We start from the raw sequence: 14,116 nt of genomic DNA, 5'->3' as shown, positions 1-14,116 counted from the left end.
ATTTCATGCCAATGATTCTGGCATACTGTCCGGCATGTTGCACACTAGAGAATCCAACGCCCTACACGGCAAATGTACCAATACCTGCGTCATCGCCATCGTTTTCACGGTGTTGCTGCCATTATTACAATTTTTTCATGATCAATTATTATATCAGCGTTACTTGATCGGTGCAGGTGAAGTCTGGCGGCTGTGGACAGGTAACGTCGTCCACACCAATCATTGGCATTTGTTACTCAATTTGGCGGGGCTGTGGTTGTTGGTATTCATCGCCCCCTCACCTGAGCGTAAACATATCCAATTATTGCAGATCGGCTGGCTGGCTACCTGCGTGGGTACTGGACTGTGGTTCATGAGCACGGGCGTTATCTGGTACATGGGGTTTTCAGGGATTTTGTACGGCTTATTTATTCTCAGTGGCATCCGTTTATTGCTGCAAGGCGATTGGCTGATCGCAACGGTGTTTCTCGTCGGCATTGGCGGTAAAACGCTGTTGGATTGGGCACAAGGTGGCGCATCGCCATCCGCCGCATTCATCGAAGCACCCGTCATTTACGCCGCGCACCTGTACGGCATGATGGGGGGTATTTTGCTGAGTATTCCAGCACTACGTGCCCATTGGCAGCGGACATGAACAAGTTCGCGACACTCTGGCACATGTTCCAGCATCACCTCAACCCGGATTGCGCTTTTTGTGGATTGCCGCGTATGCAAGGGTATCCGCTGTGCGAGCCATGCCATACTGACTTGCCGTGGCTAGATGTTGGAGGAGTGCCAGCCTTGCCGGATTGCCCCACCAGTATCAGCGCGTTTGCCTATCAAGCACCGATCAGCAATCTGCTGCTGGGGATAAAGTTCGGTAAAAACCTACGCGAATTAGCAACCTTAGGCACATTAACCGCAACAGGCATCTTGCCGCAACTCACCCAAGTACCGGATGCGCTCCTCCCCGTACCGCTGCACACCGCACGCTTACACAAACGCGGCTTTAATCAAGCACTGGAGCTTGCTCGCCCACTGGCAAAACACTTAGGCATTCCGCTGCTCACACACCCTGTGCAGCGCGACAAATTCACCTTGCCGCAAACCGAGTTGGATGCAGAGCAACGTCAACACAACTTACAACAGGCTTTTCGCATCCACGCGCCGCTGCCGTATAAACACGTTGCTATCTTCGATGATGTCATCACCACCGGAGCAACGACGCGGGAATTGTCAGGATTATTGCTTGCCAATGGCGTAGATTCCGTGGAAATTTGGTCGTGCGCTCGCACCCTCAAATCGACTACCATTAAACATTCTTGACATAAACCTGGAAGCAAATACCCATGATTCGTAGCATGACCGCCTTTTCCCACCGCGAACTCACCACGGAGCATGGCACACTTCAATGGGAAGCTCGCTCGGTTAACCACCGCTACCTCGACATCAGCCTGCGCCTGCCCGAAGAATTTCGCAGTCAGGAAAACAGTTTTCGGGAAACCATCCAAGCCACCCTGAAACGCGGCAAAGTTGAAACCAACTTACGGTTCACCCCTGCCAATGGCAATAATAACGAGATTCGCATTAACGAACCGCTAGCACGAGCGTTGATCATTGCGTGCCGTCAACTGGAAACCATTACGGATAACCCAGAACCTCTGAAAGCCGTCGACATCTTACGCTGGCCGGGTGTCGCGCAAGATGCCGCACCGGATCGTGACATTCTCGCCGCGCACGCCAAAGCCTTACTGCAAGATACGCTGGATGATTTGTTGGAAATGCGTGAGCGTGAAGGCAAGCGTTTAGCCGAATTTATTTATCAACGCCTTGATCAGATTGCCGAAATCACCGTGCGTATCCGTAAGCATCGCCCCGGCATCATTGCGGCACAACGTGAAAAAATCTTGAACCGCATTGAAGAACTAAAAATCTCACCGGATTACAATCGCATTGAGCAAGAATTAGTAATACTGGCACAACGCCTTGATGTGGAAGAAGAACTGGATCGGCTCATGGCGCACCTCGACGAAATCAACGCCGTCTTGGAACGTGATGAACCAGTAGGGCGCCGCCTTGATTTTCTGATGCAGGAACTCAATCGTGAAGCAAATACACTGGCATCCAAATCCAATGATTCCGACACCACGCAAGCGGCGGTTGACTTGAAAGTGATGATTGAACAAATACGCGAACAGGTACAAAACATTGAGTAATATTGCCAGTCACACGGGATAATGCACTTGAGATCAATAAAATTGCCGCACTGATAATCTTTTTTATCGTAAACTCTGCGGCAGAGGTTATGAGATGGAATACAAGGACTACTACAAAATATTGGGGGTTGAGCGTAACGCGGATCAGGAAAGCATTAAAAAGGCTTTTCGGCGCATGGCGGCTAAATATCACCCTGACCGCAATCAGGACAAAGGGGCTGAAGAACGCTTCAAAGAAATCAATGAAGCCAATGAAGTGCTGAGCGATCCCACTAAACGCGCCCGTTATGATCAACTGGGTTCGGAATGGCGTGCTGGGCAAAATTTCAAACCACCACCGAACTGGAATAACAGCAATTCCCCACAGTTTGATGCCTCCTTTTTTGAGGGCATCGCACGGCGTGGCTTTGGAAATCAGTCGTCATCGGGTTTCAGTGAATTTTTTGAAGGCTTATTTGGTGGTCGCCGCACCACCAATAACACAGGCAGCAGCGCGGCAACAACATCCTCCACCCTAGACGTGGCGGTGGAAGACATTTACCGTGGGCTAAAGAAAGTTATGTTGCCAGCGGGTGGCAGCGTGCAAATCCGTATTCCCGCCGATATTTCGGACGACACCAAAATTCGGATACCCGGTAAAGGTCTGCATGGTTCCGATGTTTACTTAAAAGTAAAAATCAAAGAGCATCCGCTTTACCGCCGTGAAGGTCACGACATTTACTTAGACTTGCCTATTACCCCGTGGGAAGCCGCCTTAGGTGAAACCGTCACCGTAAAAACACTGGCAGGCAAAATTAGTTTAAAAATTCCACCCGGTGTACAATCGGGCAAGAAAATGCGATTAAAAGGTCGGGGTCTAGCGGGAGCGACGGCGCAAGAACCCGGCGATTTATACATTGTGCTGCATGTCCATACACCGCCTGCTGATACAGCAGAACAAAAAGAGTATTATGCACGGATGAAAACGCTATTTGCGTGGAATCCCCGCCAGCACATGGCCTAACCAGTAACTTGAATACCACATGCCGAGAACACTACAACATGGTTATGTTACCCCTTACGCGCAAACTCGCTTTATTGGCGGCGATTCTTTTACCCATGACAACGCCGCACACTGTGTCTGCGGCACTACCTGTCGAAGTTAACGGGCAAGCATTGCCGTCGCTTGCCACCATGCTGGAGAAAGTCACTCCAGCAGTGGTTAATATTGCCACCGAGGGACGGCAACCCGTCAGTGATTCCCTCATGACTGACCCGTTTTTTAAACGCTTCTTTGGCGACACCCCGCCGGGGGAACGGCAAATTACCGGGACGGGTTCAGGCGTAGTTATCCATGCACAACGCGGGCATATTCTCACCAACTCGCATGTCATTGAGAATGCGGATGCCATCCACGTCACCTTGAAAGATGGGCGTAAATATTTGGCAAAAGTGGTGGGCATTGATCCGCGTGCTGACTTGGCAGTCTTGCAAATTCCTGCGGAACAACTGACCGCCATGCGCTTCGGCGACTCGGATCGCTTGCGGGTTGGGGATTTTGTGGTAGCTATCGGCAACCCTTACAGCATTGGGCAGACCGTGACATCGGGTATTATCAGCGCCCTGCATCGCAATCCCGGCATTAGTGAGTACGAAAACTTTATTCAAACCGATGCGCCCATTAACTTAGGCAACTCTGGTGGCCCACTAGTTAACCTGAGTGGCGAACTGATTGGTATCAATACCGCCATTCTGGGCGATCAAGGTGGTGGCAATCTAGGCATAGGCTTTGCTGTGCCGATCAATACTGCATCAGGTGTCATCACCCAAATTGTCCAATACGGCAAAGTGGAGCGCGGGCAGTTAGGCGTAGAAGTGCAGGATCTTGACCCCGCGATGGCGCGTGACTTCGGCATGAAATCCAATGAAGGTGCAGTGATCAGCCAGATAATGGCTAATTCACCTGCCGAGAAGGCTGATATTCAAGTAGGTGATGTCATCGTTCGGCTTAACGGCAAGAACGTCAACAACGCGGTGGATGTCAAAAACATGATCGGTGACTTGCGTACCGGCACTGATGTACACATGACAACCCTGCGAGCGGGACGTAGCCGGAACGTCACTGTGACTATTTCCTCACCCGATAGCAACAAGCCCGTAGCCGTACAAGCAAAGGGTAATAAGCAAAACAATACCAATCAGCCTTACTGGGAAAAAAGCATTCGTTAAATTGACTTATAAATTAGTGTGTTACTTAATATGATCACAATATAAACACATCGTAAATGAATAAGGCGCATTAAAGTATTTTATTTTTATAGTGCGACGAAATACGCTACTATTCAGGCAGATTTATTGGAACAAGCGAATTCAATATTTTAAAAGTTTCCGTGAAGTACCAGAAAATACGCTGAATGATGCTTAAGCCCGGCATCGGTGTTTTCTGTTTACGGACACAGGTTTGGTGTCCCCAATCCAAGCCTGTTCATTAAACCCCGGCTTTTTAGACCCCCTGTTTGGCCGGGGTTCCTTTTTCCTACAGGAGAAAGGATACCCTCAACGAAATGAACTCTTCCTGAATAAACTAGGCTTCTGCACTCGATTCATGCACTATGGTATCTTTACCCAACCACTTATCCAGAACACTCCAACACTCGTCCAGCCCCTGCTTCTTTAATGCCGAAAATGTCTGTACCGACGCTATCCCGCCATCCGCCAACATCTTGCGTACCTGCAACAACACATTCATCCCTGCACCGCGTGTCAATTTGTCCGACTTGTTCAATAAGACATGAACCGGCAATTGTCTATTGTTTGCCCAGCGCAACATCGCTTGGTCGTAATCAGTCATCGGGTGACGAATATCCATCACTAACACCATGCCGCGCAGGGTATTGCGCTGCGTTAGGTAAGACTCGATAAATTTTTGCCACTCCAATTTGACCGCTTCGGGCACTTTGGCGTAACCGTAACCGGGTAAATCCACCAAGAAATTGGCATCTTGAAGTTGAAAAAAGTTAATCAACTGGGTTCGACCGGGGGTTTTACTGGTACGCGCCAACGATTTCTGCGAACATACACGGTTAATAACACTGGACTTCCCAGCATTAGAACGACCGGCAAACGCAATCTCTAGCCCGCTTTCCGCAGGCATGGTCTTGCGGGTTGTCGCACTTTGCAGAAAACTGGCTTGCTGATAATAATGATTCATAATGTTAGCATTCTCTAATATTTTTTGCGGAACGTCGGCAGAATATGTTGTACAATCCAGTCGTTTTTTTCAGAATAACCTTTCTGCAACAGCGGATCGGGACACTGAAAAAGCTGTAGAGCGTGTGGATATGGTATGCCTGCGTCAGGGTGGGTGCAGATTAAGGTGCACCCGACATGATTGCAAGTAATTGCCGCAACCGCGATAAGACGGTTAGGCAGAACGCCTAGCGATGTGAACACGGGGAGTCACGCGTGATGGCGCAAAAACATGACAGATTTTGTGATATTAGGAGCACTTCGACATGAAAAAAGTACTCATGCTTGTACTGACTGGCTTGGCTGTTAGCGTGGCTACCTCTGCTTGGGCAGAAGGTGGCAATGCTGAAGCGGGCAAAACCAAATCCGCGACTTGTGCAGCCTGCCACGGCGCAGACGGCAACAGCGTTAACCCTGAATGGCCAAAATTGGCGGGTCAACACCCCAGCTACATTTTGAAGCAGTTGATGAACTTCAAGAATGATGCACGTGTGAACGCATCCATGTCACCGATGGCAAAGCCATTGAGTGATGCCGACATGGCTGACTTAGCTGCTTACTTCTCTTCCCAAGTGAAGAAGCTCGGCGAAGCGGATCAAACCAAAGTCGCACTGGGTGAACAAGTCTATAAAGGCGGCAACAATGCAACGGGTGTTGCGGCGTGTGCAGCGTGCCACGGTCCAACCGGTGCAGGCAATCCAGCGGCTAACTTCCCATCGCTGAATGGTCAACACGTTACTTACGTTAAAAACCAACTCCTCGCTTTCCGCACTGGGGCGCGTGCTAACGATGCGGGCAAAATGATGCGTAACGTGGCTGCTGCCATGAGCGATGCAGAAATGGATGCAGTTGCTGAGTACATTGCTGGCTTGAAGTAATGGCATTACCATTTGGTAACGCTTTACTATAAAACGGGGGGTGGCTTTTGCCACCCTTTGTTGTTTTAATTCACTGACTTTGTAACCGTGATTTTTGTGGCATGAGAAATTCCCCGACCTCCAGCACGCGCCTGATCAACTTCCTTGGCTCAATGAATTTAGCCATCAGCTTGCTGGTAGTCGTAGCCATTGCTTCGGTCATTGGCACTATCCTCCGGCAAAATCAGCCCTATACCGATTACCAGATTAAGTTTGGCTCTTTCTGGTTTGACCTCTTTAAAGCGCTCGACCTGTACGATGTTTATTCCGCCGTGTGGTTTTTGAGTATTTTGGCTTTTTTGGTTATTTCCATTGCCACTTGTGTTGGGCGCAACACCCCCGGCATCTTGCGGGAACTACGCCATTACCGCGAAAATGTCCAAGAAAAATCACTGCGGGCAATGAAGCACCAAACCGTCATCCCCACCGCACAAAATGCCGCGCAAGCTCAAGCCTTAGCCATACGCATTCTGCACAACCAAGGTTTTAAAACACGCCAAAAAGCCAGCGATGACCACGCCGTGGTAGCAGGCATGAAAGGTAGGGCGAATCACTGGGGTTACTGGCTTACTCATGTCGGCATGATTGTTATCTTCATTGGTGGATTGCTCGATAGCCGCCTCCCCTTGATGGTGGCAGAGTGGCAAGGCACGCTAAAACCTGAAACCCGCAATATTCCAGCGGGTGAAGTGCCTGCAATTAGCCAATTATCGACCTCTAATTTCTCGTACCGTGGCTCAGTCGACATTCCCGAAGGTAGCCGCGCCAATATCCTGTTCCAGCCCATGCGCGAGGGTTATTTCGTGCAGCATCTGCCGTTTGAAGTAGAAGTCAAAGAATTCCGCGTCGAACACTATTCCACGGGTATGCCCAAGTCATTTGAAAGCGATTTAGTGATTCATGACAAAGACTTAGCCAAACCGCTGGAAACCACCATATCGGTCAATCACCCGCTATTTTATAAAGGGGTAGCTATTTATCAAGCCAACTTTGGTGATGGTGGTTCGGAAGTCAAACTGCGCCTGCACCCCTTCAGCAGCCGTTACGCGGCGCAAGACTTAGATGGCAAGATCTTTGGTGATTACAACCTCACCAGTTCCGATCAACAATATAAACTGGAATTGAAGGATTTCCGTCTGTTCAATATCAACGATATGGAAGACGAAACGGGCAAGGTGAAAAAGAAAAACATCGGCCCTAGTATCACCTTCAAGCTGCGCGATGCCACCGGGCAAGCGATGGAATACCAGAACTACATGAACCCCGTCAGCATTAAGGGGCAAATCTATTACCTCAGCGGAGTGCGTGCCTCGCCTGCTGAACCATTCCGCTATTTGCACATTCCGGTTGATCCCAAAGGCGGTATGGAGCGCTTTATGAGATTTTTGTCCAATATGCAAAATACAGAACTTGTGAAAAAATCGGCGATTGAGACAACCCGCAGCTCAATGCAGCAAACCAATGTGCAAAATACTGAGGTCGAGAATCAGGTTATCGAATCGATGGTACGCTTGACCGAGCAATTCGCGAGCAAAGGTTCTGAGGGCATCATGCAAGAAATTGCAGGGCGCTTCCCAGAAGACAAACGTGCCAGTGCTTCTGAAGCCTTCATGAAAGTCTTGAATGCGTCATTACGCAGCGTCTATGCCGAAACGCTGAAGCAGGAAGGAATCAGTGGTGAACTGAAAGAAGCTGATTGGTTATTCTTTGATGACAGCATCTTAGCCATTGATAAAATTGCCGCCTACGGTTCGCCGTGGTTTGTGCAACTCAGCACCTTCAAGCAGATTGAAGCGTCTGGCCTGCAAATTACGCGCTCACCGGGCAAAGATGTGGTGTATTTCGGCAGTGCCATGTTAGTCATTGGGGTCTTTCTGCTCTTTTACGTGGCGCATCGTAGAATATGGGTCTGGATCAAACCGCTGGGTGAAAACCAATCGGAAATCGTCGTGGCCGGTAGCAGTAACCGCAATCAGCCCGAATTTGAACGCTATTTCAATCGCTTGCAGGGTATTTTCCAGCAAGCTATGGCATACGAGGTAAAAGATGTCAGTTCCACAACAAACCCTTGAATCGCTGATCGAAGAACCTAGCCTGTTCAAACAATTAGGGCTGCGTGATTGGCTCTGGGCAGCCGTAGTGCTTGCCGCAACCGCTTTCTTGTTTGCGCAATACGGCAACGGCATGGATGGCTATGAAATTGGCATCCTCGCCATGAGCGCACCCAGCTTGATTGGTTTAGGTTGGTATTGGAAAGCCTTTCAGCCTTACGCCTTGGCGGTTGCCGCCTTCAGCTTGCTGGGTATTTGGCTCTACGACGGCAGTTATGCGAATGCTGAAGTGGTATTCGGTTTGAAATTCTTGGTCTCTAGCCAGTCAGCCGTGATGTGGATGAGTGCCCTGTTTGTCATGGCAACTGTCACATACCTCGGTGGTCTGGTCGCCAACAACGAATTCACCTTGAAAACAGGTAGTGCCTTGACGTGGGCAGCACTGATCATGGGCATGACCGGTTTGATGGTGCGTTGGTATGAAACCTACCTGGTTGACCCTGAATTTGGGCACATTCCGGTGAGCAATTTGTATGAAGTGTTCATTTTGTTCAGTCTGATCACGGGTTTGCTGTATCTGTTTTATGAGGGGCGTTACAAAAACCGTTCACTCGGTGGTTTCGTGTTATTGGTGATTAGTGCAGCGGTTGGTTTTTTGCTGTGGTACAGCGTTTCACGCGATGCCGATAAAATTCTGCCGTTAGTACCTGCCTTAAAAAGCTATTGGATGAAAATTCACGTTCCTGCTAACTTTGTCGGCTACGGTTCATTCGCCTTAGCCGCAATGGTCAGCGTCGCCTATTTGCTCAAAGAAAGAGGGCAACGTGTAAACCCGAACGGCATGATGGCAACACGCCTCCCCTCGCTGGATATGTTAGATGACGTGACGTATAAAGCTATCGCACTCGGTTTTGCGTTCTTCACTGTCGCCACCATTCTGGGTGCGATGTGGGCAGCCGAAGCGTGGGGCGGCTACTGGTCGTGGGACCCCAAAGAAACGTGGGCATTAATTGTGTGGTTGAATTATGCTGCGTGGTTACACTTGCGCTTCTCAAAAGGCTGGCGTGGTACGCCAATGGCATGGTGGGCTATTGTGGGCTTATTTGTGACATTGTTTGCATTCCTTGGGGTCAATATGTTCCTCTCAGGACTGCATTCTTACGGTGAACTTTAAACACAGGCTTGCGTCTAAAACAAACGCACTGGACAATACGAACCAACCAACACGCTTACGCTTCAATAAACATAAAAGGGAGATACTGAATCAATGAAACGCGCATTAAGCCACACCCTCGGCTTCATGATGGCTGCCCTGTTTGCCCTGACTGGCTGTATTCCTGAATCCAGCCAAGCAGAAGAATTCAAAGATGGCACACATTACGTCACTTTGTCACCCGCCATTACCACCCAAGCCCCAACAGGCAAAGTGGAAGTCGTTGACTTGTTCTGGTACGGCTGCCCACACTGTTATGCTTTAGAACCAACGATTGAAAAATTTCTCAGCCAAAAGCCTGCGAATGTTGTGTTCCAACGCGTGCCTGCCACCTTAAGCCCACGCTGGGAATACCACGCCAAATTGTTCTATGTTGGGCAAATGCTTGACCCGGATGGGGCGAAAAAAGTTCATACCAAAATCTTTGAAGCCCTGCAAAAACAACGCCGTAAAATCGATAACGACGAAGCCATGACGCGCTTTTTCACCGAACTCGGCTTTACCGCTGACCAAGTGAAAAATGCCTTGAACTCGATGGAAATGAAAACCATGATGGCACGGGCAACGGACATTGGCGTTAAATCCAAAGCCGATTCCGTACCGGTCATTATTGTCAATGGCAAATACCGCACCAGCCCTAGCATGGTAGGTAGCGAAGAAAAGCTATTGCAAGTCGTTGATTACTTGGTAAAACGCGAAAGCAAATAATGTGTGGAGAGTGCGATGCGCAAACTCAGCCTGCTGGATAAAATCCTAACGGAAATTGATCAGTCCTTACGGGTAGTACACGCTACCGCACCGACGACTGAACGCCCGAACCCGTCTGAAGGTGTGCAGGCAACTGCCCCCTTAAGCGATACCGAGCGGGAGCTGATCAGCAGACTGATGCGCATCAACCACACTGGCGAAGTGTCTGCCCAAGGCTTATACCGTGGGCAGGCATTAACCGCGCAACGTGAAGACATTCGCGAGCAAATGGAACGTTCTGCGATGGAAGAGAACGACCATTTGAATTGGACAGACAAACGCCTGCGTGAATTAGGTGGCAGAAAAAGCCTGCTCAATCCGCTGTTTTACTGGGGTTCATTCACCATTGGCGCAGTCGCAGGCAAAATCGGTGACAAGTGGAGTCTAGGTTTCGTCAAAGAAACCGAAGATCAAGTCATCAAGCATCTTGAAGAACACATCAACCAATTACCTGCCCACGCCTTAGCCGATATGGCTATCTTGCAAAAGATGAAAGCGGATGAAATGCACCATGGCGATGTAGCCATGCAGGCAGGCGGCGCAAAATTGCCATTCTTAGCGCGTAAGCTGCTCATGCCGCTCATGTCCAAGGTCATGACCAAAAGCACGTATTACGTCTAATCGTGCCGCCAATCCACGGTGGCATACTGTAAACGTGCGGCTAAACACTCACACAGCTCTCCGGCAAGCTCAAACGGGGCTTGCGCAATACCTAAATCTTGGCATTGCGTCACTTGCAGCCCTGCGTAGCCACACGGATTAATGCGCTGGAACGGCTCTAAATCCATCGCCACATTCAAACTCAAACCATGATAGGTGCAGCCTTTCGCCACGCGTAAGCCTAATGCCGCGATTTTATGCCCCTGCACGTACACGCCCGGTGCGTCCCTATCCCCTGCCGCAGCAATACCGTAGTGCGACAATACCTCAATGACCGCATTTTCAATCTGCATCACCAAGTCACGGATACCCAAGGCTTTACGACGAATATCCAACAGCAAATACACCACCAATTGCCCAAGACCGTGATACGTCACCTGCCCACCCCGATCAATCAGAATCACAGGAATATCACCGGGGGCAAGTACGTGCTCCATTTTGCCGTTGCGCCCCAAGGTAAACACGGGGTGATGCTGCACCAGCCACAATTGGTCGGGCGTATCAGCATCGCGTTGCTGGGTAAACGCCTGCATTTGCTGCCAGACGGGCAAGTAATCTTGCACACCCAGTACACGCACTTGCAGCGTATCAGTACTTATAACGCCCACAGCACCAGTTCACAGGCTTTCAGGTCTTGGTACACTGCATTAATTTGTGCCTTACTGGTCGCACGCAAATTCACCGTTAAGCTATGGTATTTACCGGCAGAACTGTCGCGCCGTTGCACATGCTCATCAGGGTTGAAACCCTCGTCATGACGGCACACGATTTCGCAAATGCGTACATGGAACGCCACGTCCGCCCGCCCAACAATTTTGATCGGAAAATCACACGGAAATTCCAATATTAACTCTTCCTGTTCGCCAAAACGTTCCACGTCCTGTCCTCGCTTGTGGTCGCCATTAATCGGCGAACAACTTCTGGATACCATCCATCATGCGCCGCCACCAACCGCCTTCGTTGACATCTTCTAACGCCAATAACGGGGTTTCCTTGACGACTTTGCCCAGTTCCTGATCGGTAATAATCACTTTGCCCAGTACGTCACCGCGTTTAATGGGGGCGTCAATGCCTTTATCAAGCTGCATTCCACCTTTCAATTGCTCATAGCGCCCTTTTGCGATACTCACAAATAAATCATCAATCGTACCGGCAGGAACGTCCGTTTTATCGCCTTTCCAGACGCGCACATTGGCAAGCACTGCACCTGCTTTGTACAACTGGTGCGTTTCAAAGGTGCGGAAACCGTATTCCAACAATTGCTGGCTCACATTTGCCCGTGCTTCTTCACTTTTCGTACCCAACACCACCGACACCAAGCGCATCGTGTCACGCTTCGCCGATGCCACTAAACAATAACCAGCTGACTCGGTATGACCTGTTTTCAGGCCATCCACGGTCGGGTCGCGGAATAACAAGCGGTTGCGGTTTTGCTGCTTGATATTGTTATAGCTGAATTCTTTCTCAGAATAGAGTTTGTAGCGCTCTGGAAATTCATTAATCAAGGCTTTAACCAACTTCACAATATCCCGCGCCGTGGTGTAATGGTCTTTGGCAGGCCAACCCGTCGCATTCATGTAGCGAGTATCACTCATGCCCAGCTCGGCAGCCGTTTGATTCATGCGTTGCACGAATGCCTCTTCACTACCGCCAACGTGTTCCACTAACGCCATCGCCGCATCGTTGCCCGACTGGATAATCATGCCCTTCAACAGCTTTTCAAACGGAATTTTTTTACCCAGCTCCACGAACATACGTGAGCCTTCCATTTTCCACGCTTTTTCGCTGATTAGTACTTCATCCTCCAATTTCACTTTGGCGTTACCCAAATCTTGGTAAATGAGGTAAGCGGTCATCAGTTTGGTGATGCTGGCCGGTTCAACGCGCATTCCCGGATTAAAGCCCGCCAGCTCTTCACCACTCTGAAAATCAAACAGCAGGTAACTTTTGGCTTCTAGTTCGGGGACACCGGGGGCTAGCGCAATAATTTCAGGCGGAATAGACGGATCATTATAGGGTGCAGTCGACATATCGCTAGGGGCAGGTTCGCCCGCCTCAGCGGTCACAGCGGCGACGGGTGCGGCGGCTTGCTTCGCAGCCACAGCCATATTGCCCACTAACAAGCCTGCTAGCAGCAACGGGGTAAGAATCCTTATCAGCATGAACAGTCCTTTTCTACGGATTATTTTCATGAACACTACGGTAACGAAGCCTGCGCTATCGCGCAACTACCTTGAAGTTAGCTAAGCCGTTACTTTCGAGAATGTCCTTCACATTATCAATTTGATCCTGACTATACAGCGGGCCAACCCTAACCTGATACATTTCCTGCCCATTTTGTTGAGCGGTTGCCATCTCAGTTTTGGCAAGACCCACCGAGGTCAAGCGTACAAACATATCCAGCGAGGTATTTCGGTCTGGCCACGTCCCCGCAATAACATAATAGGGCTTGGATTTATCCTCAGGTTCAGCCGCTTTTGCCACCGCTTTATTGCTAGGTTGCATCGCACTACGCGCTTCGGCAGGAAGCTGGTCGGGTGTAATCGCTGCCACTTCAACCGGCGCACCTGTTCGCGCTTTAATTCCCAGTGCATTCGCGGCTGCAAACGACAATTGAATTAAATCACCGCTATCAAATGGACCTCGGTCATTGATGCGTACAATAATTTGCTTGCCATTTTGCTGATTTTTGACGCGTGCAAAACTGGGCAACGGTAACGTGCGGTGTGCCGCAGAATAACCATACATATCAAATACTTCACAACCCGCCGTTTCTGTGCCTTGGTATTCAGCACCGTACCACGCTGCCGTACCGGTTTCGGCGTAACCTGCCGCAGACGGCAATACTTGGTAGCGCTTACCTTCAATCGTATATGCAGCATCATTACCGCAACCACCCTGCGGTTCAGCAGTGGATGCCTTATTGAGCAGCGTCACCGGCACTGCCGTTTCCTTGGCGCTATTCCCACTACAAGCCACTAACCCCATCGTCAAGGAAGCCAACAAGACCCCCGAAAACTGCCAGTTTATTGTCATCGTATTTTCCAGCTTTGCATTGCCCAACGTATTATTATTGCCCCACGCCTCAAGCAGCAAGGGGCTAGG

General features: G+C 49.8%; 15 protein-coding genes. 10 read left to right on the top strand and 5 right to left on the bottom strand.

Annotated elements, in window-relative coordinates; translation table 11 throughout:
• Positions 1 to 34 precede the first annotated feature (34 nt).
• The 5 genes from rrtA (at position 35) to J1836_RS14405 (ending at position 4,403) form a co-directional block, all read left to right on the top strand.
• The gene (rrtA, locus tag J1836_RS14425; protein WP_207251852.1) at positions 35 to 634 is read left to right on the top strand and encodes a rhombosortase; all 600 of its coding nucleotides are present in this window, start codon (positions 35 to 37) and stop codon (positions 632 to 634) included.
• The gene (locus tag J1836_RS14420) at positions 631 to 1,305 is read left to right on the top strand and encodes a ComF family protein (protein WP_207251851.1); all 675 of its coding nucleotides are present in this window, start codon (positions 631 to 633) and stop codon (positions 1,303 to 1,305) included. The genes rrtA and J1836_RS14420 overlap by 4 nt, the downstream gene beginning before the upstream one ends.
• Before the next feature lie 23 nt (positions 1,306 to 1,328).
• Positions 1,329 to 2,195 carry a YicC/YloC family endoribonuclease gene (locus tag J1836_RS14415; RefSeq protein ID WP_207251850.1) on the top strand — a complete coding sequence of 289 codons (867 nt, stop codon included), beginning with the start codon at positions 1,329 to 1,331 and terminating at the stop codon, positions 2,193 to 2,195.
• A 94-nt stretch (positions 2,196 to 2,289) separates the two neighbouring features.
• Positions 2,290 to 3,198: a DnaJ C-terminal domain-containing protein gene (locus J1836_RS14410; RefSeq protein WP_207251849.1), complete on the top strand. Its 909-nt coding sequence runs from the start codon at positions 2,290 to 2,292 to the stop codon at positions 3,196 to 3,198.
• 44 nt (positions 3,199 to 3,242) lie between these two features.
• Positions 3,243 to 4,403 carry a Do family serine endopeptidase gene (locus tag J1836_RS14405; protein ID WP_242632860.1) on the top strand — a complete coding sequence of 387 codons (1,161 nt, stop codon included), beginning with the start codon at positions 3,243 to 3,245 and terminating at the stop codon, positions 4,401 to 4,403.
• 355 nt (positions 4,404 to 4,758) lie between these two features.
• Here J1836_RS14405 and yihA read toward each other — a convergent pair whose 3' ends face one another.
• Positions 4,759 to 5,385: a ribosome biogenesis GTP-binding protein YihA/YsxC gene (gene yihA, locus J1836_RS14400; RefSeq protein ID WP_207251847.1), complete on the bottom strand. Its 627-nt coding sequence runs from the start codon at positions 5,383 to 5,385 to the stop codon at positions 4,759 to 4,761.
• Positions 5,386 to 5,689: 304 nt separating this feature from the next.
• Between yihA and J1836_RS14395 the strand changes: the two genes are divergently transcribed.
• The 5 genes from J1836_RS14395 to coq7 all read left to right on the top strand — a co-directional run bounded on the left by J1836_RS14395 (position 5,690) and on the right by coq7 (position 10,972).
• Positions 5,690 to 6,301, top strand: a complete 612-nt coding sequence (locus tag J1836_RS14395) for a c-type cytochrome (protein WP_207251846.1) — start codon at positions 5,690 to 5,692, stop codon at positions 6,299 to 6,301.
• 101 nt (positions 6,302 to 6,402) lie between these two features.
• Entirely contained in the window at positions 6,403 to 8,412 is a 2,010-nt protein-coding gene (locus tag J1836_RS14390) for a cytochrome c biogenesis protein ResB (RefSeq protein WP_207251845.1), read from the top strand.
• Positions 8,387 to 9,565 (top strand): c-type cytochrome biogenesis protein CcsB, encoded by a 1,179-nt coding sequence (gene ccsB, locus J1836_RS14385; RefSeq protein ID WP_207251844.1) that lies wholly within the window; start codon positions 8,387 to 8,389, stop codon positions 9,563 to 9,565. Before J1836_RS14390 ends, ccsB begins: the two co-directional genes overlap by 26 nt.
• A gap of 93 nt (positions 9,566 to 9,658) precedes the next feature.
• A complete protein-coding gene (locus tag J1836_RS14380) occupies positions 9,659 to 10,312 on the top strand; it encodes a thiol:disulfide interchange protein DsbA/DsbL (RefSeq protein ID WP_207251843.1) in 654 nt (217 codons plus the stop codon).
• A gap of 15 nt (positions 10,313 to 10,327) precedes the next feature.
• The gene (gene coq7 / locus J1836_RS14375) at positions 10,328 to 10,972 is read left to right on the top strand and encodes a 2-polyprenyl-3-methyl-6-methoxy-1,4-benzoquinone monooxygenase (RefSeq protein ID WP_207251842.1); all 645 of its coding nucleotides are present in this window, start codon (positions 10,328 to 10,330) and stop codon (positions 10,970 to 10,972) included.
• Here the strand turns inward: coq7 and lipB are convergent.
• The 4 genes from lipB to J1836_RS14355 are packed head-to-tail and all read right to left on the bottom strand — an operon-like array spanning position 10,969 to position 14,047.
• Positions 10,969 to 11,610 (bottom strand): lipoyl(octanoyl) transferase LipB, encoded by a 642-nt coding sequence (gene lipB / locus J1836_RS14370; protein ID WP_278189511.1) that lies wholly within the window; start codon positions 11,608 to 11,610, stop codon positions 10,969 to 10,971. The two genes, coq7 and lipB, sit on opposite strands and share 4 nt — an antisense overlap.
• Positions 11,607 to 11,888, bottom strand: a complete 282-nt coding sequence (locus tag J1836_RS14365; protein ID WP_207251841.1) for a YbeD family protein — start codon at positions 11,886 to 11,888, stop codon at positions 11,607 to 11,609. Before J1836_RS14365 ends, lipB begins: the two co-directional genes overlap by 4 nt.
• A 25-nt stretch (positions 11,889 to 11,913) precedes the next feature.
• A complete protein-coding gene (locus J1836_RS14360; RefSeq protein ID WP_207251840.1) occupies positions 11,914 to 13,173 on the bottom strand; it encodes a D-alanyl-D-alanine carboxypeptidase family protein in 1,260 nt (419 codons plus the stop codon).
• 55 nt (positions 13,174 to 13,228) lie between these two features.
• Positions 13,229 to 14,047, bottom strand: coding sequence for a septal ring lytic transglycosylase RlpA family protein (locus J1836_RS14355; RefSeq protein ID WP_207251839.1), 819 nt, complete (start codon positions 14,045 to 14,047; stop codon positions 13,229 to 13,231).
• Positions 14,048 to 14,116 lie beyond the last annotated feature (69 nt).

It is taken from the genome of Thiothrix fructosivorans (genome assembly GCF_017349355.1).
Taxonomy (GTDB): Bacteria; Pseudomonadota; Gammaproteobacteria; order Thiotrichales; family Thiotrichaceae; genus Thiothrix; species Thiothrix fructosivorans.
This window is presented reverse-complemented; position numbering and strand designations above follow the sequence as displayed.